A 22,178-nucleotide genomic window follows, 5' to 3' on the forward strand; every position below is an offset into this window, starting at 1 on the left:
GATGCGATACCAATATTTATTATCTATTGGTATCGGCAAGGAGGGCTTCATGGCTCATAACACATCCGTCTCGCTAGGAGATCATTTCAGCGCCTTCATTGAGGCTCAGATACAGACAGGCCGGTATGGCTCTGCCAGTGATGTTGTTCGCGCGGGCCTCCGCCTGCTTGAAGAGCACGAGGCAAAGGTCAAGGCTCTGCAGAGTGCGTTGATCGCCGGTGAAGAATCCGGGGAGATTGCTTCCTTCGATAACGCCGCATTCCTCAAGCGAATGCGCGCGACCTATGGTGAATAGGCCTCGCAAGTACGGTCTTTCCTCGCTTGCGGTGACCGATCTTGAAGGTATTTGGCGATATACGGTCGAGAACTGGTCTGTAAGGCGAGCCGAGATCTACCATGCCGAAATCGTTGAAGCTTTCGAGGGATTGGCATCCGGCCTGAAAATTGGCCGCGCGACCGACATCCGCGACGGCTATTTCAAATATGCCGTAGGGTCCCATGTGATCTACTATCTTTTGCGGAATGGTGAAATCGCGATCATTCGCATATTGCAACCGGCGAATGGATGTCGGTCGGCATCTTTGAAGAGATGTCTGGCGTCCGAAACGACAGTGTGGTTTGGTCAGTTTCTCTAATCTGTGGATTCGCGCGTTTTGACGGACAGAGGCCTGACGGCTTTGTTGTTCAGGGCGACTTGGCTTGTTATTCACCGCTCGGTGACAGATTGGAGTCGAGTCGATGGCCCCCGCAAACGCTGCCGTTAAAATCCCTTTGGAAATGCCTGTCGTGGAAAAGCGTGTGCGCAATCGCGCTGCGACTGAGCAGGCAATCCTGGATGCCGCCAAACGTCTTCTGGCGGAGGAAGGGTTCCAGAATTTCGGTATCAATGCGGTTGCTCGCGGTGCCGGCTGCGACAAGCAGCTGATTTACCGCTATTACGGCGGCCTCGACGGCCTCGTGGAAGCCATTGGCACCGATCTCGGCAGCTGGGTGACGGATCGCATTCCTGACGACACCGGCGGCATGTTCCTTCTGACCTACGGGGATCTGATGGAACGGCTTTCGATGCTCTTCCTCGATGCGCTGCGCGCTGATCCCCTCATGCGCCGCATCGTCGCCTGGGAAGTCTCGGAAAACAGCGAGCAGGTTCGCCGCCTGTCGGAAGCGCGTTCGAAGGCGCTCGCCGGCTGGATCGAACGCATGCGCGGCTCGTTGATGCCGCCCAAGGGCGTGGATGCCCAAGCGGTCAACGCCATGATTTTTGCCGCCATCCAGCACATCGTCCTGGCCGCCGCTGTCAGCGATCAATGCGCCGGCCTCGCGTTGAAAAACGGCAAGGATTGGGAGAAGGCGGCAACGGCCTTGAAGCGGATCGTGCGCGGCGTCTACGGCTGATATCGACCACCGGGCGGCGGATATCCACAGGCTCGCTGCGCCATTAACCTTAACAAATGGTTTACATTGCGCGGCAGCGGTTAACTCGTCACTGTTGGAAGATGATTAGTTAACCATCAAGCGTGCAGCCATGGGGTTGAAACCCACAAAATTCGTGTTTCTCGTGACGGCGGTGATGTTCTTCGCTGTGCTCGCACTAGATATCACGCTGCCCGCGATGGTCTTGAGCGCCATGGCGCTGTCGAACTGGCTCGTCCTTTCGGCTGGCACGACGCAATTTCAGCGTCGAAGGGGTACCGCATGAAGTGGTTGTTGATTTGCTGGGCCGGACCGGTCTCGTTTCTCGGGGCATGGTATTACCTGTCGTACTACGACATGAGCTTCGGCATCTTCATGCTGACGCGGCAGATGCATGACCTCGTGTTCGACATTTACGGCAAGATTCTCGGCATTCCGCCGGAAACCATCCCGCCGCTGGTCGCGCGCGCGATCGCCTTCGACAGCCTCCTTGTGTTCGCGATTTTCGGCTTCCGCCGCCGCGCTGCCATCATGGAATGGTGGAGACGCCGTCAGGCATCGAGGTCGGGCAAGGTCGCTCTTCCGAGCGCCGACAGCCTATCCAACGCTCCCTGAAGAATGAAGCTTGCCGCTGCCGAGTCAATCCGCTCGGCGCGCTTGGCCCGCGAGACGTCCATTTCCAGCAGCGCGCGTTCGGCCGCAACGGTCGAAAGCCGCTCGTCCCAGAAGACGAAGGGCAGGGCGGTCTTTTCCGCCATGCTGCGCACGAAGGCGCGCGTTGCCTGCACGCGTGGTCCGGCAGAGCCATCCATGTTCATCGGGAGCCCGATGACGAAGGCTGCGACCTTTTCCTTCTCGGCGAAAGCAAGCAATGTTTGGGCATCCTGGGTGAATTTCACGCGCTTGAGGACCGGGCGGGGCGTGGCAAAGCGCCGCCCGAGATCGGACATTGCCAGCCCGATCGTCTTCGTGCCGAGGTCGAGACCGGCAATCGGCTGGCCGGGCAGGAGCATCACGGCTAGGTCTTCGATGGTCAGCGTGGTCATCAGGGTCTCGCTCTCGTCAAAACAAATTGAAGTCCTAACCGCTTTTCTTTGCTGCGGTTTGGGATATTTCCTAGAGCATTTCCAGCAAAAGCGCACAGCGGTTTTGCCTGCGGAAATGCGGAAGAGCCAATAGAAGGAGTGTTTCCATCGGAAATGCTCCAGACACCAGCCTTTCATTTCAAATCAAGTCATAAGGAGAAATCCAATGAAGATCACCTGGCTCGGCCATGCCGCTTTTCGTATCGAAACGGCCAAGGCAAAAATACTGATCGATCCATTTCTGTCTTACAATTCTTCCTTTGCCGCTGCCGGGCTCGGCATCAAGGACGTTGCCGAAGGCGTGACCCACATCCTGCTGACGCACGGCCATGCCGATCATGTCGGCGACACGGTGCAGATCGCCAAGGACACCGGCGCGGTCGTGCTCGCCAATGCCGATCTCGCTTCCTGGCTTAATACCAAGGGTGTCGAAAAGCTCGAAATGGGCAATACCGGCGGCACAGTCGGGCTCGGCGGCTTCTCGGTCACCTTCACCAATGCACTGCATTCTTCCGCCCAGATCACCGAGGACGGCGTTTCCCACGCGCTCGGCAATCCGAACGGCCTGATGCTGCATTTCGACGACGAGCCGACACTGTTCCATATGGGCGATACCGACATCTTCTCGGATATGGCTCTCATCAACGAGCTGCATCAGCCCGATATCGGTATCGTGCCGATCGGCGACCGCTTCACCATGGGCGGTGCGGTGGCGGCACTCGCCTGCCAGCGCTTCTTCAACTTCAAGACCGCGATTCCCTGCCACTACGGCACTTTCCCGATCATCGACCAGACGCCGGAAAAGTTCATCGCTGGCATGGAAGGTTCGAAGACCGCGGTTGCGGCGCCGAAGGCGGGTGAGAGCGTTTCTGCCTGACGATACCCGTTGCGTATGGCGGGCATGGCCTTTATAGCGTGAAGCAAATCCACTTTTGGTGGATAATCTTGCTATTCGGAGAATGCCATGTCCGTCGATCTCGCTACTGTCAAACGCGTCGCCCATCTCGCCCGCATCGCCGTCAATGAAGACGAAGCGCAGCGGATGATGGGCGAGCTTAACGGCATTCTGGGCTTCGTCGAGCAGCTTTCCGAAGTGAATGTCGATGGCGTCGAAGCCATGACCTCGGTAACCCCGATGGCGATGAAGAAGCGCACCGACGAAGTAACGGACGGCAACAAGGCCGCCGACATCGTAGCCAATGCGCCGAATACCGATCAGAATTTCTTCCTGGTGCCCAAAGTCGTCGAATAACGGTTCCTTCGAGCCTTTCCGACCCGTTGCCCAATTCCAGATCTGAAGCGAAACAAAATGAGCGAACTGACCAGCCTGACCATTGCCGAAGCCCGCGACAAGCTGCGCGCCAAGCAGATTACTGCCACTGAACTGACCGAGGCCTATATCTCGGCGATCGATGCGGCTAATGGTCAGATCAATGCCTATATCGCTGTTACGCCCGACAAGGCGCGCGAGATGGCCAAGGCCTCGGATGCACGCCTCGCTGCCGGCAAGGCCGGCGCGCTCGAAGGCATTCCGCTTGGCATCAAGGACCTGTTCGGCACCGAAGGCATTCACACCCAGGCCTGCAGCCACATTCTTGACGGCTTCAAGCCGCGCTATGAATCCACAGTCACGCAGAACCTCTGGAACGACGGCGCCGTCATGCTGGGCAAGCTCAACATGGATGAGTTCGCCATGGGCTCCTCCAACGAGAGCTCCTATTACGGCCCGGTCATCAACCCATGGCGTGCCAAGGGTTCGAACCAGCAGCTCGTTCCGGGCGGCTCGTCAGGCGGTTCGGCCGCTGCCGTTGCGGCACATCTCTGCGCCGGCGCGACCGCGACCGACACTGGCGGCTCCATCCGCCAGCCGGCCGCCTTCACCGGTACCGTCGGCATCAAGCCGACCTATGGCCGCTGCTCGCGCTGGGGCATCGTCGCCTTTGCCTCGTCGCTCGACCAGGCCGGCCCGATCGCCCGCGACGTGCGCGACGCAGCCATCCTGCTGAAGTCGATGGCAAGCGTCGACGCCAAGGACACGACCTCGGTCGACTTGGCCGTGCCGGATTATGAAGCCTCGCTCGGCCAGTCTCTGAAAGGCATGAAGATCGGCATCCCCAACGAATACCGCGTCGATGGCATGCCGGAAGAGATCGAGACGCTCTGGCAGCAGGGCATCGCCTGGCTGAAGGATGCCGGGGCCGAGATCGTCAACATCTCCCTGCCGCACACGAAATATGCGCTGCCGGCCTATTACATCGTCGCTCCCGCCGAAGCGTCCTCGAACCTTGCCCGCTACGACGGCGTTCGCTACGGCCTGCGCGTCGATGGCAAGGACATCGTCGACATGTACGAAAAGACGCGCGCTGCCGGCTTCGGCCAGGAAGTGAAGCGCCGCATCATGATCGGCACCTATGTTCTGTCGGCCGGCTATTACGACGCCTACTACCTGCGCGCCCAGAAGGTCCGCACGCTGATCAAGCGCGACTTCGAGCTGGCCTTCAACGCCGGCGTCGACGCGATCTTGACACCCGCCACGCCGTCCTCCGCCTTCGGCATCGCCGATGAAGATCTCGCTTCCGATCCGGTGAAGATGTACCTGAACGACATCTTCACGGTGACGGTCAATATGGCTGGCCTGCCGGGCATCGCAGTCCCCGCCGGCCTCGACTCGAAGGGCCTGCCGCTCGGTCTGCAGCTCATAGGCAAACCGTTCGAAGAAGAAACCCTCTTCAAGACCGCCCACGTCATCGAACAGGCCGCCGGCAAGTTCACGCCGGCGAAGTGGTGGTAAACACCCACGACGGCACGAGCGGCTTGATGAAAGATCTGGTCAAGCTTCGCGACGTCTGAGGCCACTTATAAGAAGGGCCGTCCGGAAATCCGGACGGCTTTTTTCATATGCCAATATTCCGCCCAGTCGCCATCACATTTTGGACCGAAATACGATCATAAATTGCAGCCGGCCGCTTGGCCTCGTCCTCTGCAACCGAATCGGAAGGTCTCTTCATGCTCAAGCAAGTCACGGCGATCCTGCTCCTCAGCGCGGCCTTTCCAGCGATTGTGCTGGCGGCCGACAACGGGGCCATCCGATCCATCACCTTGTCCTCGGGCGGTCTGGCCCAGGTTTCCAGATCGGCCGATATCAACAGTGACGGCGTGATCCGGATCGAGGTTCCCCTTGATCAGGTCGATGATATCCTGAAGAGCCTTGTGGTGAATGGGTCGGCGGGCTCGGTGGCCGGCATGTCGCTAGCCGGCCCACAGCCGTTGCAGGAAACCTTCAAGGGCCTGCCGTTCACGCCCGAAGCGCTTTCGTCCGTGCCGTCGCTTCTGACATCCCTGCAGGGTGCCAGGGTGTCGGTCACCAGCGGGGGAAAGACCGTCGAGGGAAATATTCTCGGCATCGAGACGAGAAAGGCCGGCGATAAAGCAGCGGCTTACCTGCTCACCGTTATCGATAGGGATGGCGCAGTGGAGACGCTGGCACTGGGCGAGGATGCATCCGTCCGGCTTGAGGATGCCGAACTGAGAGCGAAGATCGCCAAAGCTGCGGCAGCCATCGCCCACGGCAAGAACGATCGCACACGCACCATCGATATCAAAGTGAACGGTGTGAAGGACGGCAGCGCTGTCGGCCTGACCTATGTCGTGCCGTCTCCGATCTGGAAAACGGCTTACAAGGTCGTGATCGACGAAAAGAATAGGGCGCGTCTGCAGGCATGGACGGTGCTGGAGAATGCCAGCGGCGAAGACTGGAAAGGTGTCAAAGTGACGCTGACCTCGGCCGAACCGGTAACGCTGAAGCAGGGTCTACACCAGCTCTATTGGCGTGAGCGGCAGGAGGTGCCGGTTAACACGGCTTCGAATATGGTTCCTGATGCCGATAGCGGAGACCTGTCCAACCGGCAACGTCTGGCATCGAGCACCGCAGCGCCTGCACCCGCCGGAGCAATGCGGCCCGCGGCCAAAAGAATTGCAGGTGAGCCGGCCTATGAAGCCGACGAACTGGCGCGGCTGGCAGAACCAATGCAGGTTGCCGCCGGAAACCCGACCACTGTGACCGAAAGCGACATCTCCGCCACTTTCGAGCTTCCGGGGACCTACGATCTGGCCAATGGCGATACGCTATCGGTGCCGATTATGGATGCGGATGTGGAAGCCGACATGGTGGACATGTATCGAGCCGGCAGTGCCTATCGCAATCCCATCGCCGCCGTGATGCTCAAGAACAGCACCGGCGTCAGCGTGCCGGCAGGAATTCTGACGCTCTATGACAGCAAAACAGGCTATATCGGCGATTCCCAATTGTCCGCGCTACCCAAGGAGGACACGCGCCTGGCCAGCTTCGCAACCGATCGTAAAGTCTCGATCAGCGAGCAGCAGACGCCAACCGAGGAGATCGCCTCTCTGAAGGTCTCCGATGGCATGATGAATGCCACCGTCAAATATCGCCAGACGACGACATACACGGTTTCGGGCGCGCTGGATGGCGAGCGGACCGTCATCATCGAGCATCCGATGAGAGACGGCTGGTCGTTCTCCTCGGCTGAAAGCTTCGGCAAGACGGCAACGCATCAGCGCCTCAAGGCTGTCGTGCCGGCAGGCACGGAGAAAGTGTTGACCGCAGTCGACGAGCAGCTTCAGAGTAGCAGTTATGCTTTGGTCGATGCCGAACCGGACATGCTGCTGGGATGGTCGGCTTCGGCACATGACAAGGCACTTACGGATAAGCTCACAAGCCTCGCAGATGCGCGCAAAAGGCAGGTTGCCGTCCAGAACGATCTGGAGCGCCTCGACAGCGAAATCGAGAAGACCACCAGCGAACAAGAACGGATAAGACAGAATCTCGGTGCCGTACCTGACAATAGCGATCTGAAGAAACGCTATTTGAAGGCTCTGGCAAATAGCGAGGATCAAATCGCGGCCATGAACGAAAGGCGCGATGCGGTGCAGGCAGAAAGCGATCGCCGCGGTGATGACGTGGCGGAGATCATCCGCACCTTCTGATCGCCCAGCGCTTTCTTTTCCGAATAGAATAGTATCGCCCGACGAGAGCCGCCTCATTCGGCGGCTCTCGTGTCCGGCTTATCGATTGTTCAACTGCGCCCTCACCAGCCGCAATCCCTTTTCGCTGATGCGATAGGGATGGCCGTCGGTGGATTTTATCGCCTTGAGGCGCTTCAGCCGTCGGAAGAGGTCGAGGTCGAAATCGGGGTAGACCCAGCCATCTCGCGTAAAGCAGTAGACTGTCTCGATCTTCTTGTTGTCGCTGCGTTCGATTTCGATGCGCCCGCCCTGGGCGAGCAGGTGGAGAATGCGCTGTTCCGCGCGGGAAATGTCCATTGTTGTCAGAATCCGTATGGCGCCAAAGGGCGCACAAAAACGATCCGAGCCTTCCCTTGGGGAAGTCGGGGCTTCGTTTTTCAGGCCCGGCACGCAAGAAGACTTGCGAGCGGGGCCTCTACCGGGACTGACAAAAGTTAGACATCAAAACTCCGTTGATGTTTCTCTCTAAAGCAGGTTGCGCCACGTCGTCAAGTTCAACCCGTTCGATGCGTTTTGCTTCATAGCTGTTTGCCAATCTCGCCGCTGGCAAATGCTTTCTATGGGTGCTTTACTATCTCCAAATAGCGGGGGCTCGATGATCCACATTCGCAATGCCCATGAAGGTGAAACTGCGGTATTGGCGAGCATCGGCCTGCGCTCCTGGCAGAAGGCGATGAGCGCGATCGGCGGCACGGGCGAGCTGCTGGAGAGTGCCAGCGAAGCCTTTGAAAATTTCACCCGCAATCTCTGGCTGACGATATCAGTCATAGAGCTCAACGGCGAGGCTGTGGGATGGGCGGCGCGCGAGGCTCTGGACGAGGCGATTTCCGATTTCTGGATCGATCCTGATTTCGTCAGACGCGGCCTCGGTACGGCGCTTTTGGCGCGGATCGAAGCGGATGTGCGCGGGCAGGGACTGGAGAAGGTTTCGTTGCAGAGCCATGCGGGCAACACCGATGCCATAGCCTTCTTCAGGGCGCGCGGCTATGAAATCCGCTGGCTGTCGATCGTCTATTCCCCCAAGCTCGACAGCGACGTGCCGACGGTCGGGCTTTCGAAATCGCTGGTCGATGACAGCGACGGCGCCTATGGCCCGGGCATATAGCAAGCGGTCGATGCCGAAAGCCTTGCGCCGCCTCGCCAATTGCTCTACCTCACCAAAGCAGAAAACAGCATTATACAAGAGCTTCCCATGACCATTGTCGACGTCCGTACGCCTGATCCGAAACGCTTCATTCCCGGTGCCACTGGTGATTGGGAAGTCGTTATCGGGATGGAAGTCCACGCCCAGGTGCTGAGCAAGTCCAAGCTCTTCTCCGGCGCCTCGACGGAGTTTGGCAAGCCCCAGAATTCCAACGTGTCGCTGGTCGATGCCGCCATGCCAGGCATGTTGCCCGTCATCAACGAGGAATGCGTGAAGCAGGCCGTGCGCACGGGCCTTGGCCTCAAGGCGCAGATCAACAATCGCTCGATCTTCGACCGGAAGAACTACTTCTATCCCGATCTGCCGCAGGGCTATCAGATCTCACAGTTCAAGGATCCGATCATCGGCGAGGGCAGGATCGTCATCTCGCTCGGCCCCGATCGCCAGGGCCAGTTCGAGGATATCGAGATCGGCATCGAGCGCCTGCATCTGGAACAGGATGCCGGCAAGTCGATGCACGACCAGCATGCGACGATGTCCTATGTCGATCTCAACCGCTCCGGCGTAGCACTCATGGAAATCGTCTCCAAGCCGGATATCCGCTCGTCGGACGAGGCGAAGGCCTATATGACGAAGCTGCGCTCGATCGTCCGCTACCTCGGCACCTGTGACGGCAACATGGACGAAGGCTCGATGCGCGCCGACGTCAACGTCTCGGTCCGTCGCCCGGGCGGCGAGTTCGGCACGCGCTGCGAAATCAAGAACGTCAACTCCATCCGCTTCATCGGTCAGGCGATCGAATATGAAGCGCGTCGCCAGATCGGCATTCTGGAAGACGGCGGCAAGATCGACCAGGAAACTCGCCTGTTCGATCCGAACAAGGGCGAGACGCGGTCCTTGCGCACCAAGGAAGATGCGCACGACTATCGCTATTTCCCCGATCCGGATCTGTTGCCGCTCGAATTCGACGACGCTTTCGTTGCCGAGCTTGCCGAGCATCTGCCCGAGCTGCCCGACGATAAGAAGGAACGTTTCGTCCGCGAACTCGGCCTCTCGATCTACGACGCTTCCGTGCTCGTCTCGGAAAAGGCGATCGCCGATTATTTCGAAGCGGTTGCTGCCGGTCGCGATGGCAAGATGGCGGCCAACTGGGTCATCAACGACCTCTTGGGCGCTCTGAACAAAACCGGCAAAGACATTGAAGAGACTCCGGTTTCGCCCGCCCAGCTCGGCGCGATCATCGATCTCATCAAGGCCGAAACCATCTCCGGCAAGATCGCCAAGGATCTGTTCGAAATCGTGCTCAACGAGGGTGGCGATCCCGCTGAGATCGTCGAGGCCCGCGGCATGAAGCAGGTCACCGACACCGGCGCGATCGAAAAGGCCGTGGACGAGATCATCGCCGCCAATCCGGATCAGGTTGCCAAGGTCAAGGCCAAGCCGACGCTCGCCGGCTGGTTCGTCGGCCAGGTGATGAAGTCGACGGGCGGCAAGGCCAATCCGCAGGCGGTGCAGGCGCTGGTCAAGGCCAAGCTCGGCATCGAAGAGGAATAATCGGTGTTCTTCGTCCGCACCGCCAGCGAGCAGGATCTCGAAAAGGTCCGTACTCTGCTCGGCGAAACCTGGCATGCGACCTATGATCGGATCTTCGGGCCGGAAAAGGTCAACGAGCTGCATGCCTCCTGGCACTCGCCGGCCTCGCTGAAGGCGCGGCTGGCGAACAAGAATTCGGAATTCCTGGTGGCCGACGACGGCAAGACGATCGGCGGCATGGGCTATGCCGCCATGTCCAAGGAGATGACGAAAACCGTCATGCTCTACATGCTCTATATCAGCCCCCGCCATCAACGGCAGGGCATCGGCCGTGATATCTTCGCCGAACTGGAGACCTGCTTCCCGGACGCTGAAATCATGCGTCTCGAAGTCGATCCGCAGAACGAGCCTGCGATCGCCTTTTACCAAGCCCATGGCTTTGTCGAGGTCGGCCGCACGGAAAACTGCGGCGACGGGCAGTCGGGCATTCCGGCGCTGATATTCGAGAAGCCGCTGACGGCCCACTGAAAGAATAGACGAGACCGCTCATGGAAGACGTCCGCCTGGTGATCCGCGAAGCGAAAGAATCCGACCTTCGTGCCTTGATCGGGCTCTTTGCCGCCGACGCCGTCGGTGGCCATGGCGATACGACCGACGCCTCCGCCTATGACGATTACCTCCGAGCGTTTTGCACCATCGCGGCGTCGCCTGAGCAGACGCTCTATGTCGCCGAACGCGACGGCCAAGTTGTCGGGACGTTCCAGACGATGATCACGACGACGCTGACCGGGCGAGGTAGTTCCGCCATGATCATCGAAGCAGTCCAGACGCGCGCCGATATGCGCGGGCAGGGGATCGGCGCCGTCATGATCAATTTCTGCATCGACGAGGCAAAAAGCCGCGGGATGCGGATGATTCAGTTGACATCGAATAATGCCCGCAAGGACGCGCACCGCTTCTATGAGAGACTGGGTTTCAAGCCGACGCATCTAGGCTTCAAGATGCTATTGAAATGAAGCCTTTTGCCCGCTGGAATCACTGGACAAGCAGGCCTAGGGGCGGCATAAGCAAACTATCGAATTCTGGTATCGCTCGCCGCTTAGCGGGTATCGAGGAAAAGACATGTGGAATTTCATCGTACAGACATTTACTTGGTGGAACGGTCAGACCATGGGCACGCGCTTCGCGACCTGGCGTTTTGGCAAGCGTGTCGGCGAGGATGAATTCGGTAATGTCTATTACGAAGGCGGCATGTCTTCCTACGGCCTTCCGAAGCGCTGGGTAATCTATAAGGGCTATGCCGAAGCCTCCGCCATTCCTCCGGGCTGGCACGGCTGGATGCATCATCGCACCGACGTTCCGCCGACCAAGGAAAACTATGTCACCAAGGAATGGCAGAAGGAACATCGTGCCAATCCAACCGGCTCGCCGCAGGCTTACCGCCCGCCGGGCTCTCTCGCCGTTGCCGGCGAGCGTCCACGCGTGACTGGCGATTACGACGCCTGGACCCCGGGCAACTAAGCGAGAAGCCGGCTCGTCCTTTGGCCACAATTGGGCTTTAGGCGCGACATATGCCGGCTTTTGCTCGGCGCCTTGACCGAGACCAAGCGGAGAGTGGCGGATATGATGGTTTTCACGCGGAGCGCTTCTTTGCGTGCACTGGCCGTAGCCGGCGTTGCTCTCGTTGTCGGCATCTTGGCAGCTTCCACCGCCGAGGCCGCCCGCATCGCAAATCCGGTCGCCGTTTTCTCCGGCCTCGATAAAATCACCGGACGCATCACCACTTTCGATGTCTATGTCAACGAAACCGTGCAGTTCGGCGCGCTGCAGGTGACGCCACGCGCCTGCTATTCGCGAGACGATACCGAGCAACAGAAAGTAGACGGCTTTGTTGAGGTGGACGAGATCACCCTCGACCGCCGTATCCGCCGTATCTTCACCGGCTGGATGTTTGCCGACAGCCCTGGCCTCAACGCCGTCGAGCATCCGATCTATGACGTCTGGCTGAAAGAGTGCAAGCAAAAGTCCGACGTTCCGGCGCCGGATACCGCTGGCGCGAAGTAATCGGTCTTTGGGACATTCGCAGCAGGACTATGTGCCCGCAGAAGCCTTGCTCCTGCGGGCATTGATTTAGCTTTATTCGGTACTGGCGGCGGCTTCACCTATCGCCTGACGATCGGCAATCTCCGACAAGTCGAGAATGATCCTCACGCCGTGTTTGACCTTATGACGAAACAAGTCGTTGCGGTCGGGATCGGCTCTCAACTTGCCTCCGTCACGGAGGGCCTGAAGCCGCGAGCGCGAGATCGCCAGCTCCGATGCGAGCAGCCGATCAAGTCGCAGGTTCATCGGGAATTCGGCTGATATCTCGATCTCCAAAACAGCCCAGTTGCTTGCCGCACGTATCGTCTCCTTCCGGATGATAACGTCGGGCGGCTCGTCAATACGTTTTGCTTTCCGCTTCAGTCCATCAAGATCGAACTCCTGCGCTCGCACCCAATCCGGATCGCTGCGCTGCAGCGCCTCGAGCGCGGATGAGCCAAGATCTTGAACGGTCCGGCGCTCGAAGAGCGTTCGGTTCCATGTCTTGTCGCAATCGATGCACTTATAGACGAGCCAGGCATCGAGCCGCTTGCCATTGGCGTTGAGCCTTACCTTGCCGCTCGATCTGAAGGGTTTCTGGCATCCGCAGCCGCTGCAGGCGATCCATGGCTGAGGCGATGTTTTAGGCGTAAGGGTCCAACGGACCTGAAGAATATTGCACATACCGTCTTGGTCTTCCGTATGGAAGTCCACCAGGCTGGCGGTGAGACAAGCCCGTCGGGGCACGGTATGGCGATATTGCGGGACGGCTGAAGAGCTGAGACAGCGGCGGCTGTACTAGGCGCGTTTTGACAATGCCAAACCGGTCTCAGGCCATCACCCGATGGACATGAACATGCATCGGACGGCATCTTGCCGCCCTGAGGCACGGGGTGATTTCGATGAGACCGGTATTTACGACGGCAAAATGGAACCTCTATGCACCAAAGCTCTTCTCGAGCAGGGATAGCAGACCACAACCGGAATTTGAAGTGATCCCAAAACGCTCAGGGCTGATCGTCGGAGAAGCTGAGATTGGGCGATTCCATCGCCTCCTCCAGCATCTTCGCATAGGCATCCTTCGGCACGTCGATGGCGCCGAATGTCTTCAAATGCTCGGTGGTGAATTGCGTGTCGAGCAGGGTGAAGCCGCGTTCGCGCAGGCGCTCCACCAGATAGACAAGACAGATCTTGGAAGCATCCGTGCGGCGAGAAAACATGCTTTCGCCAAAGAAGGCGGACCCCAGTGAGACGCCATAGAGGCCGCCGACCAGCCGATCGCCTTCCCACGCTTCGACGGAATGGGCATGGCCGATGTGGTGCAGGGTGGCGTAGAGCGAGCGGATCGTCTCGTTGATCCAGGTGCTGGGGCGATCGCTCGTCTGTTCGCCGCAGGCGGCGATGACCGCCTCAAAATCGCTATCGAAACGGATGTCGAAGGGGTGTTGACGGATTTTCTTGGCGAGGCTCTTGGAGACGTGAAACGTATCGAGAGGGATGATGCCCCGCAGTTCCGGCTCGACCCAGAAGATTTCCGGGTCATCAGCCGATTCGGCCATCGGGAAAAGCCCGATGGAATAGGCGCGCAACAGGATCTCCGGGGTAATGCCGGGATGTCTGCCGCGCGCTCCGGGCATTGGCTAGGCCGATGTGTTTGCCAGGTAGTTTTCCAGCCAGTGGATATCGTAATCGCCGTTGGCGATATCCTGGTTGGAAACCAGATCCTGGAAGAGCGGCAGGGTAGTCTTGATGCCATCCACCACGAATTCGTCCAGCGCGCGGCGCAGGCGCATCATGCATTCGACGCGGGTGCGCCCGTGCACGATCAGCTTGCCGATGAGGCTGTCGTAGTAGGGAGGGATCCTGTAGCCCTGATAGGCGCCGGAATCGATACGGACGCCGAGGCCGCCAGGCGCATGGAAATGCGTGATCGTGCCGGGCGAGGGGACGAAGGTACGCGCGTCCTCGGCATTGATGCGGCATTCGATGGCATGGCCTTGGAAATGCACCTCATCCTGCGTGACCGAAAGACCGCCGCCGGAAGCGACGCGGATCTGCTCGTGCACGAGGTCGATGCCTGTGATCGCTTCCGTGACCGGATGTTCCACCTGCAGGCGTGTGTTCATTTCGATGAAATAGAACTCGCCGTTCTCATAAAGGAACTCGATGGTGCCGGCGCCGCGATATTTCAGCTTCTTCATCGCGTCGGCGCAGATCTGGCCGATCTTCATGCGCTGTTCGACGTTGAGCGCCGGGGAGTTGGCTTCTTCCCAGACCTTCTGGTGGCGGCGCTGCAGTGAGCAATCGCGTTCACCGAGATGGATCGCGTTGCCTTCGCCATCACCGAAAACCTGGATTTCGATGTGGCGCGGCTTGCCGAGGTACTTTTCCATATAGACGGATTCGTTGCCGAAGGCGGCTGCGGCCTCAGTGCGGGCCGTCGACCAAGCCTCGATCAAGTCCTCTTCCGTGCGGGCAACCTTCATGCCGCGGCCGCCGCCGCCGGCGGTTGCCTTGATGAGAACCGGATAGCCGATTTCGCGCGCCGTCTTCAGCGCATCCGCCTCGGTCTTCACTTCGCCGTCGGAACCGGGGACAACCGGAATGCCGAGCTGCTGCGCCGTGGTCTTGGCGGTGATCTTGTCGCCCATGATGCGGATATGCTCCGCCGTCGGACCGATGAAGGTGATGCCGTGTGCATCGAGAATATCGGCGAACTTGGCATTTTCCGAAAGGAAGCCATAGCCGGGATGCACGGCGTCCGCGCCGGTGATTTCACAGGCGGCAACAATCTGGTGGATGTTGAGATAGCTGTCGCGCGACGGCGGCGGGCCGATGCAAACGCTTTCATCCGCCAGGCGCACATGCATCGCGTCGCCGTCAGCGGTCGAATGCACCGCAACGGTCGCAATGCCAAGCTCCTTGCAGGCGCGCAGCACGCGCAGAGCGATCTCTCCGCGATTGGCTATGAGAATCTTCGAAATAATGGGCATGGGCCGACCTTACTCGATGACGACCAGGGCTTCGCCGTACTCGACCGGACGACCGTCCTGAACGAGAATTTCAGTCACCGTTCCGGACTTCGGCGCGGGAATCTGGTTCATCGTCTTCATGGCTTCGATGATGAGCAGCGTCTGCCCTTCCTTGACGGTCGCGCCGACCTGGATGAAGGCAGCAGAGCCCGGTGCCGGCGCCAGGTAGGCAGTGCCGACCATGGGCGCGCTGACGACGTTGTCGGGATTGCGGGCGTTGGTTGCCGGAGCGGCGGCGGCCGGTGCTGCTGCAGCGGCGGGAGCGGCATAGGCAACCGGGGCGGCAATTGGCGCCTGAACATATTGCGTCGCGCCGGCGCGCGATACGCGGATGCGCAAATCTTCCTGTTCGACTTCGATCTCGGTCAGATCCGTGTCGTTGAGAATATTGGCGAGATCGCGAATCAGCGCCTGGTCGATACCCGATTTCTTTTCAGCCATTGGATTTCTTGCCCTGTATTTTTGTTATTGGGTGATGGATTTCAGCGCTTGCAGCGCCAGGATGTAGCTATGAGGTCCGAAACCGCAGATCATGCCCTTTGCAGCGGGCGCGATCATCGATTTGTGCCGGAATTCTTCGCGTGCGTGGATATTGGAGATATGCACCTCCACGACGGGAATGGAGATGGCGCGGATCGCATCGTGTAAAGCGATCGATGTGTGACCGTAGGCGCCGGGATTGATCGCGACACCGACGGCCTTATCGCCGGCTTCATGGATCCAATCCACCAGCACGCCTTCGTGATTGCTCTGACGGAAGTCGACAACGAAGCCCAGGCTTTCACCGACGGACTTGCAGTCGGCTTCGATATCCTTGAGCGTCTTGCCGCCATAGATGCCCGGCTCGCGCTTGCCGAGAGCATTTAAATTGGGTCCGTTAAGGACGAAAATAGTTTGCGCCATCAGTGGTTCCGTCAAAGTGCAGCGCAACCTATAGACTCCCGAGGCCCTATAGGAAAGCCCCGGTGCGAAGGTTGCGTGCCTCTAGATGTGGAAACGCCGCGATTTTGGCATTTTTGCGCCGCTCAGCAGCTCGTCTTGCCGCAACTGCGAACGTTGGCGATCTTCTCCTTGATGGCATCGAGGCCAACCGCGCCGGAAATCATCTCGTTGCCGATGACGTAGGCGGGTGTGCCGTTGACGCCGAGATCGGTAGCAAGCTGGTAGGTGGCCTTGATCATGGCGGTATTCGGCGCTTTTGCCATTTCGGCGCGGATGGCCGCCTCGCTGACACCGAGCGAGGTGGCGACATCGATGGCGGTGTCCTCGGAGGCGCGGCCGTCGCTGCCCAGCAGCTTATGATGGAATTCGGCATATTTTTCCGGCGCGAGCAGGCGGAACGCGCTAGACACCCGGGAAGCTGCTACCGAATCCTGGCCAAGGATCGGGAACTCCTTCAACACGAAGCGAACATTCTTGTCCTGCTGCAGGAGTTTGTCCATGTCGCCAAGCGCATGCCGGCAATAGGTGCAATTATAGTCGAAGAACTCGACAACGGTGATATCGCCCTTCGGATTGCCGATGGCGACATCATCCTTGGAATTGAAGATCGCGTCCTTGTTCTGTGTGATCATCTGAGACGACTCTGCGATCCGGGCTTCGTCCTGCTTCTTTTCGAGCGCGGCCTGCGCATCCAGCAGCACCTCCGGATGCTCGACGAGATACTCCTTGATGAAATCCCCGATTTCCTTCTTCTGCTGGTCGTCCAGCGCCGCGGCCGGCTGGATTGTGGCGAAGGACGCTGTCAGGGCAATCGCCGAAACCGTCAGCAGGCTTTTGAGAGAAAAGGTCATTGGGTCCTCGTTTGGATCTGATCGGAGACGTCATTCTCGGATGCGCCATAGCATCGTCGGGTTAACATCCGCAAATAAGCATCGACAATTTACGGTGCGTCCTTATTTCCAGAAACAGGAATTTTCACGACAAAGCAGCAATCGCAGGATTGTGAACGAGCCGATATTGCGGCAAATGTCGCTTGCCTATCCGATCCGAGAGAGAATTGACCTTGTTTTCCCTATCCAAGCGCAGCGATGTCGAACCCTTCCATGCCATGGACGTACTGGCGGAAGCGACGCGGAGACGCCAAGCCGGATACGCGGTCATTTCCATGGCTGTCGGACAGCCGTCTCATCCCGCACCCCAGGCGGCGTTGGAGGCTGCGCGTGCGGCTCTCGGCCATGGCCGCATCGGCTATACTGATGCGCTCGGCACTCTAGCTCTGCGGCAGGCACTCTCCACCCATTACCAGGCACACCACGGCCTCAGCATCGATCCGAAGCGTATTGCGATCACGACCGGATCGTCGGCTGGCTTCAACCTTGCCTTTCTGACCTTGTTCGACGCCGGTGACAGCGTCGCCATCGCCCGGCCGGGCTATCCGGCCTATCGCAACATCCTTGCCGCACTCGGCCTCGATGTCGTCGAGGTTCCGGTCACCGAGGAGACGCAGTTTACGCTCACGCCCGAGAGCCTGGAGACAGCACAAGCGGCAAGCGGCAAGCGACTGAAGGGCGTGCTGTTGGCAAGCCCCGCCAATCCCACAGGCACGGTGACGGGCAGGGCGGCTTTGAAGGCGCTGGCGGATTATTGCGCCGATCGCTCCATCGCCTTCATCTCCGATGAAATCTACCACGGGCTGACCTTCGTCGGCGAGGAGACGAGCGCGCTGGAACTGACGGACGAGGCGATCGTCATCAATTCCTTCTCGAAATATTATTGCATGACCGGCTGGCGCATCGGCTGGATGGTCTTGCCGGAGCAGCTGGTTCGCCCCGTCGAACGTGTGGCCCAGAGCCTTTATATCTCCGCGCCGGAACTGTCGCAGATTGCCGCGGAGGCGGCGCTCGGCGCAGGTGCCGAATTGGATGTCTATCGTGAGAGCTACGGCCGCAACCGCGATTTCCTCATGCGCCGGCTGCCGGAAATCGGCTTTCGCATTGCCTCGCCCATGGATGGCGCTTTCTACGCCTATGTCGATGTCAGCCGCTTCACGAACGACAGCATGGTCTTCGCGCAAAAGATGCTGGCGGAAATCAATGTCGCCGCCACGCCCGGCCTCGATTTCGATCCCGTGGAAGGACATCGCGCGATGCGTTTCTCCTACGCCGGCTCGAATGCCGAGATCGAGGAAGCCACCGAACGCATGGCGGCCTGGCTGAAATAGAATCCGCAATCAATAGCTTGTGCGAACTTGCGAAAGTGCTTTCGCAAGTCGAAGAGCTGTACGCTTTGGCCTCGCTCTGTTCAGTGCTCGGGCATGACTGACGAATAAATCGTGCGACGGAAACGAAAAATCCGGCCGCGTCGCCACGGCCGGATTTTGTCAAATTATTCTCAGTCGGTCTTCTTAAAAGAAGCCGCGGCGCTGCCACCAGCCGGCCTTCTTCGGCTTCGCCGACTCTCCGTCGCTCTCGCCACCTTCATTGGTGCGAGTGGATTTTACCACCGGAGCAGAGGAAGAAACGTTCGATTCGCGATTGGCTCGGGCCGGCTTGGCTGCATCCTCAGTCGCTTCGGGCGTTGCCGCTTCCGCCGAACTGTCCAAAGCTTCGGTGGTCTCTGCGACTGCTTCGATTTCGACATCCGCTGCCGGCGCTTCGTCGACCACGGGTGTCTCGACGGGCGATGCCTCGATGGCCTTTGCCTTCCGACGACCGCGGCCCTTGGCGGGCTTGACGTCTTCGGTGACGGCGGCTGCGGTTTCGACCGCTGCCATGGCGGGCTGCGCCTCGACGGCAGCTTCGCCTTCGGCAACCGCGATCTCGGCCACCGTTACGGTTGTTTCGTCGCCGTCTTCGGCATCATTCTCATCAGCTTCGCCGGAACCGGTTTCCTCGCCTGCAGCGGTCTGTTCGTTGCCTTCGTTTTCACGATTACGCCGGCCACCACGCTTGCCGCGGCGACGGCGCTTGCGCTTCTGCTGCGCGTCATCGTCGCCGCTGGCGGATGCGGCGTTATCTGCGCCGGCATCATCCTCGTCATCGTCGCCTTCGTCTGCATCTTCGGAGGTATCGGCCGCCGAACCATCTTCGGAAGCAGGAGCGGCTTGGTTATCATTGCCGCGGCCACGACGCCGACGACGGCGCTTGCGCTTGCGGTTGCCATCATTGCTTTCAGAGCGAGTGGCAGGCTGCTGCTCGGCGCTTGCAGCCTTTTCTTCCAACTCTTCGTCTTCATCCTCATCGGCTTCGATGACGATATCGTCGTCATCATCGTCCGGGATGGCTGCGAAGTTGAACAGGCTTTCGATCTTCACCGGATTGGCGACCGGCTCGCCACGGTCGATCGCGAAGTGCTGCGTGCCTACGGCGTTGTCGGCATCGATGAGGATCGCGACGCCGAAGCGGCTTTCGTAATCGATGATCGTCTGGCGCTTGTGGTTGAGCAGATAGAGCGCAATGTCCGGCGTCGTGCGCACGGTGATGTCGTGCGTCGTGTTCTTGAGCAGATATTCCTCGATGCCGCGCAGGACATGCAGGGCAACGGAAGACTGCGAGCGGACGTGACCCGTGCCACCGCAATGCGAGCAGATCTGCGTCGTGCTTTCGAGAACCGAAGCGCGGATGCGCTGGCGCGACATTTCCAGAAGGCCGAAATGCGAGATGCGGCCGACCTGGATGCGGGCGCGGTCGTTCTTCAGGCATTCCTTCAGCTTCTTCTCGACGGCGCGATTGTTGCGCTTTTCTTCCATGTCGATGAAGTCGATGACGATCAGGCCGGCAAGGTCACGCAGGCGAAGCTGGCGAGCCACTTCGTCGGCTGCTTCGAGGTTCGTCTGGAGCGCCGTGTCCTCGATCGAATGTTCGCGGGTCGAGCGGCCGGAGTTGACGTCGATCGAAACCAGCGCTTCCGTCTGGTTCATGATCAGATAGCCGCCGGACTTCAGCGTGACCTGTGGCTGCAGCATGCGGTCGAGCTGCGCTTCGATGCCGGAGCGCGAGAAGATCGGATGGATGTCGCGATACGGCTGAACCACCTTGGCGTGGCTCGGCATCAGCATCTTCATGAAGTCTTTCGCTTCACGATAGCCTTCCTCGCCGGAGACGATGATCTCGCTGATATCCTTGTTGTAGAGGTCGCGGATCGAGCGCTTGATCAGGCTGCCTTCTTCGTAGACGAGGCAAGGAGCGGTCGATGCCAGCGTCAGCGTGCGGACGTTTTCCCACAGGCGCATCAGATATTCGAAATCGCGCTTGACCTCGACCTTGGTGCGGTTGGCACCGGCAGTACGCAGGATGACGCCCATGCCCTGCGGCACTTCGAGCATCTTGGCGATTTCCTTCAGGCGCTTGCGGTCCTGCGGATTGGTGATCTTGCGGGAGATGCCGCCGCCGCGCGCCGTGTTCGGCATGAGAACCGAATAGCGGCCTGCGAGCGAAAGATAGGTGGTGAGTGCCGCACCTTTGTTGCCGCGCTCTTCCTTCGCCACCTGAACTAGTAGAATCTGGCGGCGCTTGATGACTTCCTGGATACGGTATTGCTTGCGCGGCTTGCGCTGGGCGCGATCGGGAACTTCTTCCATCGCGTCTTCGGCGCCGACGGATTCGATCACTTCCTCTTCATGGTCATGATCGTCATCATCGTCGTCGTCATCGCGGCGACGCTTGGAGGTCGCGACGTCTTCCGAGATCGAATCGGTTTCAACCATCGCCGCCATTTCGCCCGACGGTCCTTCTTCGTCCTCGCTCGGCGCATCGACTGCGTCCGTCGCTTCAGGGGCGGGGGCTTCTTCAGCTGCGGCCTTCTTGCGGCTGCGGCGCGGCTTTGCCTTCTTGGCAGGCGCTGCCTTTTCGGTGGCTTCGACGGCCTCCGAGGCAGGAGCCTCGTCCGCGATTGCGGCCGGCACTGCGGCGTCTTCCGCCTGCGCCGGGACAATGCCGATATCGGGTTGTTCCTGCTGTGAAAGATCGAGCGCCGTTTCGACATGCTCGACGTCGTCGTCGCGGCGATGCTCTTCGGCCTCAGCCTTCAGAAGCGCCTGCCGGTCGGCCAGCGGGATCTGGTAGTAGTCGGGATGGATTTCGGCAAAGGCCAGGAAGCCGTGCCGGTTGCCGCCGTAATCAACGAAAGCGGCCTGAAGCGAGGGCTCGACCCTCGTTACCTTTGCAAGATAGATGTTGCCGCGGATTTGCTTCTTGTGCTGGGACTCGAAGTCAAATTCTTCTATGCGGTTCCCGCGAACGACAACGACGCGCGTCTCTTCCTCGTGAGACGCATCGATAAGCATTTTGTCTGCCATGAAAGCTGTGCTCCTCGGCGCAGACAGTCGGATGGGGGCCTGCCTGTCACTGGGACAAGCCGGATGTGATCCGCAATTGTTGCACCGGATAATGAAAGTCGCGATTGGTTCGGCGATGACAGCATCCAGACGGCAACCGGGGCATCATATCCCTGGGGTCTGTTGACTTTCTGAAAAAGCTGCTGCGGTAACATCCGTAACCAAGCGAGATCGACTATGCCTTAGACCCACAAATGGGTCCGATGAAGGTGCTCTCTAAAGAGCGTTTGGTGGCTCTCCACCGATGAATTTCCCGTTTGAGGCCGGAAATTCAGATATCCACTGTTTCGAGCAGAAGTACTGCAGACGGCGGATGAATGCCGCTTATTGGCGCCTGGTACTCGAGGCGGCTGCCTTTGCGACGACTCTATCCCGTCAACACTTCTACCCTAATATGCGTTGTATGTTTTATCTGTCACAATAGCAAGGGAAAAGCCAAGTATGCCATAATATTGATGGATTCGTCGGATGATGAGGACGCGGGAGGATGTCTTGTCGATTCGTCTCCCGGCGCATCACCGATGCAGCCATCAGGTCAAACCTGGTTCCCGTTATTGGCACTTCAA

Annotated in this window: 25 protein-coding genes; 16 read left to right on the forward strand and 9 right to left on the reverse strand. The window is 59.3% G+C overall.

Annotated elements, in window-relative coordinates; translation table 11 throughout:
* Positions 1-49: 49 nt before the first annotated feature.
* From RTCIAT899_RS07070 to RTCIAT899_RS07085, 5 genes are all read left to right on the forward strand, one after another.
* On the forward strand, positions 50-295 hold the full coding sequence (locus tag RTCIAT899_RS07070) for a type II toxin-antitoxin system ParD family antitoxin (protein WP_015339551.1): 246 nt from the start codon (positions 50-52) through the stop codon (positions 293-295).
* Complete coding sequence (locus RTCIAT899_RS07075) at positions 285-635, forward strand: type II toxin-antitoxin system RelE/ParE family toxin (protein ID WP_244441445.1); 351 nt, start codon at positions 285-287, stop codon at positions 633-635. The genes RTCIAT899_RS07070 and RTCIAT899_RS07075 overlap by 11 nt, the downstream gene beginning before the upstream one ends.
* Positions 636-738: 103 nt before the next feature.
* Positions 739-1,395, forward strand: coding sequence for a TetR/AcrR family transcriptional regulator (locus RTCIAT899_RS07080; protein ID WP_015339553.1), 657 nt, complete (start codon positions 739-741; stop codon positions 1,393-1,395).
* A 136-nt stretch (positions 1,396-1,531) separates the two neighbouring features.
* Positions 1,532-1,699, forward strand: a complete 168-nt coding sequence (locus RTCIAT899_RS33675) for a hypothetical protein (protein WP_162531105.1) — start codon at positions 1,532-1,534, stop codon at positions 1,697-1,699.
* Positions 1,696-2,028: a DUF6105 family protein gene (locus RTCIAT899_RS07085; protein WP_041677358.1), complete on the forward strand. Its 333-nt coding sequence runs from the start codon at positions 1,696-1,698 to the stop codon at positions 2,026-2,028. The genes RTCIAT899_RS33675 and RTCIAT899_RS07085 overlap by 4 nt, the downstream gene beginning before the upstream one ends.
* On the opposite strand, the gene ruvX is transcribed toward RTCIAT899_RS07085, so the two are convergent.
* The gene (ruvX, locus tag RTCIAT899_RS07090) at positions 1,965-2,459 is read right to left on the reverse strand and encodes a Holliday junction resolvase RuvX (protein ID WP_041677359.1); all 495 of its coding nucleotides are present in this window, start codon (positions 2,457-2,459) and stop codon (positions 1,965-1,967) included. The two genes, RTCIAT899_RS07085 and ruvX, sit on opposite strands and share 64 nt — an antisense overlap.
* Positions 2,460-2,664: 205 nt before the next feature.
* Between ruvX and RTCIAT899_RS07095 the strand changes: the two genes are divergently transcribed.
* The 4 genes from RTCIAT899_RS07095 (at position 2,665) to RTCIAT899_RS07110 (ending at position 7,505) form a co-directional block, all read left to right on the forward strand.
* Positions 2,665-3,375: a metal-dependent hydrolase gene (locus RTCIAT899_RS07095; protein ID WP_015339556.1), complete on the forward strand. Its 711-nt coding sequence runs from the start codon at positions 2,665-2,667 to the stop codon at positions 3,373-3,375.
* Positions 3,376-3,462: 87 nt separating this feature from the next.
* Positions 3,463-3,750, forward strand: a complete 288-nt coding sequence (gene gatC, locus RTCIAT899_RS07100) for an Asp-tRNA(Asn)/Glu-tRNA(Gln) amidotransferase subunit GatC (RefSeq protein WP_015339557.1) — start codon at positions 3,463-3,465, stop codon at positions 3,748-3,750.
* A 57-nt stretch (positions 3,751-3,807) separates the two neighbouring features.
* The gene (gatA, locus tag RTCIAT899_RS07105; RefSeq protein ID WP_015339558.1) at positions 3,808-5,289 is read left to right on the forward strand and encodes an Asp-tRNA(Asn)/Glu-tRNA(Gln) amidotransferase subunit GatA; all 1,482 of its coding nucleotides are present in this window, start codon (positions 3,808-3,810) and stop codon (positions 5,287-5,289) included.
* A 215-nt stretch (positions 5,290-5,504) separates the two neighbouring features.
* Positions 5,505-7,505 carry a DUF4139 domain-containing protein gene (locus RTCIAT899_RS07110; RefSeq protein ID WP_015339559.1) on the forward strand — a complete coding sequence of 667 codons (2,001 nt, stop codon included), beginning with the start codon at positions 5,505-5,507 and terminating at the stop codon, positions 7,503-7,505.
* Positions 7,506-7,583: 78 nt separating this feature from the next.
* On the opposite strand, the gene RTCIAT899_RS07115 is transcribed toward RTCIAT899_RS07110, so the two are convergent.
* On the reverse strand, positions 7,584-7,841 hold the full coding sequence (locus RTCIAT899_RS07115) for a YjhX family toxin (protein ID WP_015339560.1): 258 nt from the start codon (positions 7,839-7,841) through the stop codon (positions 7,584-7,586).
* 298 nt (positions 7,842-8,139) lie between these two features.
* Here RTCIAT899_RS07115 and RTCIAT899_RS07120 point away from each other — a divergent pair, with 298 nt between their 5' ends.
* The 6 genes from RTCIAT899_RS07120 to RTCIAT899_RS07145 all read left to right on the forward strand — a co-directional run bounded on the left by RTCIAT899_RS07120 (position 8,140) and on the right by RTCIAT899_RS07145 (position 12,285).
* Positions 8,140-8,649: a GNAT family N-acetyltransferase gene (locus RTCIAT899_RS07120; protein ID WP_015339561.1), complete on the forward strand. Its 510-nt coding sequence runs from the start codon at positions 8,140-8,142 to the stop codon at positions 8,647-8,649.
* 87 nt (positions 8,650-8,736) lie between these two features.
* Complete coding sequence (gene gatB / locus RTCIAT899_RS07125; RefSeq protein WP_015339562.1) at positions 8,737-10,242, forward strand: Asp-tRNA(Asn)/Glu-tRNA(Gln) amidotransferase subunit GatB; 1,506 nt, start codon at positions 8,737-8,739, stop codon at positions 10,240-10,242.
* Between the two features lie 3 nt (positions 10,243-10,245).
* Positions 10,246-10,749 carry a GNAT family N-acetyltransferase gene (locus RTCIAT899_RS07130; RefSeq protein ID WP_015339563.1) on the forward strand — a complete coding sequence of 168 codons (504 nt, stop codon included), beginning with the start codon at positions 10,246-10,248 and terminating at the stop codon, positions 10,747-10,749.
* Between the two features lie 20 nt (positions 10,750-10,769).
* Positions 10,770-11,237 carry a GNAT family N-acetyltransferase gene (locus tag RTCIAT899_RS07135; protein ID WP_015339564.1) on the forward strand — a complete coding sequence of 156 codons (468 nt, stop codon included), beginning with the start codon at positions 10,770-10,772 and terminating at the stop codon, positions 11,235-11,237.
* Between the two features lie 106 nt (positions 11,238-11,343).
* Positions 11,344-11,742: an NADH:ubiquinone oxidoreductase subunit NDUFA12 gene (locus tag RTCIAT899_RS07140; protein ID WP_015339565.1), complete on the forward strand. Its 399-nt coding sequence runs from the start codon at positions 11,344-11,346 to the stop codon at positions 11,740-11,742.
* Between the two features lie 102 nt (positions 11,743-11,844).
* Positions 11,845-12,285, forward strand: coding sequence for a DUF2155 domain-containing protein (locus tag RTCIAT899_RS07145; RefSeq protein ID WP_015339566.1), 441 nt, complete (start codon positions 11,845-11,847; stop codon positions 12,283-12,285).
* 72 nt (positions 12,286-12,357) lie between these two features.
* Here RTCIAT899_RS07145 and RTCIAT899_RS07150 read toward each other — a convergent pair whose 3' ends face one another.
* From RTCIAT899_RS07150 to RTCIAT899_RS07175, 6 genes are all read right to left on the reverse strand, one after another.
* Entirely contained in the window at positions 12,358-12,987 is a 630-nt protein-coding gene (locus RTCIAT899_RS07150) for a DUF1062 domain-containing protein (protein ID WP_015339567.1), read from the reverse strand.
* 323 nt (positions 12,988-13,310) lie between these two features.
* Complete coding sequence (aat, locus tag RTCIAT899_RS07155) at positions 13,311-13,940, reverse strand: leucyl/phenylalanyl-tRNA--protein transferase (protein ID WP_015339568.1); 630 nt, start codon at positions 13,938-13,940, stop codon at positions 13,311-13,313.
* A 3-nt stretch (positions 13,941-13,943) separates the two neighbouring features.
* Entirely contained in the window at positions 13,944-15,296 is a 1,353-nt protein-coding gene (accC, locus tag RTCIAT899_RS07160) for an acetyl-CoA carboxylase biotin carboxylase subunit (protein ID WP_015339569.1), read from the reverse strand.
* Between the two features lie 9 nt (positions 15,297-15,305).
* Complete coding sequence (gene accB, locus RTCIAT899_RS07165; protein WP_015339570.1) at positions 15,306-15,776, reverse strand: acetyl-CoA carboxylase biotin carboxyl carrier protein; 471 nt, start codon at positions 15,774-15,776, stop codon at positions 15,306-15,308.
* 24 nt (positions 15,777-15,800) lie between these two features.
* Positions 15,801-16,238, reverse strand: coding sequence for a type II 3-dehydroquinate dehydratase (gene aroQ / locus RTCIAT899_RS07170; protein WP_015339571.1), 438 nt, complete (start codon positions 16,236-16,238; stop codon positions 15,801-15,803).
* A 122-nt stretch (positions 16,239-16,360) separates the two neighbouring features.
* Entirely contained in the window at positions 16,361-17,128 is a 768-nt protein-coding gene (locus RTCIAT899_RS07175; protein WP_015339572.1) for a DsbA family protein, read from the reverse strand.
* Between the two features lie 212 nt (positions 17,129-17,340).
* Here RTCIAT899_RS07175 and RTCIAT899_RS07180 point away from each other — a divergent pair, with 212 nt between their 5' ends.
* Positions 17,341-18,498 carry a pyridoxal phosphate-dependent aminotransferase gene (locus tag RTCIAT899_RS07180; protein ID WP_041677857.1) on the forward strand — a complete coding sequence of 386 codons (1,158 nt, stop codon included), beginning with the start codon at positions 17,341-17,343 and terminating at the stop codon, positions 18,496-18,498.
* A 183-nt stretch (positions 18,499-18,681) separates the two neighbouring features.
* On the opposite strand, the gene RTCIAT899_RS07185 is transcribed toward RTCIAT899_RS07180, so the two are convergent.
* A complete protein-coding gene (locus RTCIAT899_RS07185) occupies positions 18,682-21,573 on the reverse strand; it encodes an Rne/Rng family ribonuclease (protein WP_015339574.1) in 2,892 nt (963 codons plus the stop codon).
* Between the last annotated feature and the right edge of the window lie 605 nt (positions 21,574-22,178).

Source organism: Rhizobium tropici CIAT 899 (assembly GCF_000330885.1).
GTDB lineage: Bacteria > Pseudomonadota > Alphaproteobacteria > Rhizobiales > Rhizobiaceae > Rhizobium > Rhizobium tropici.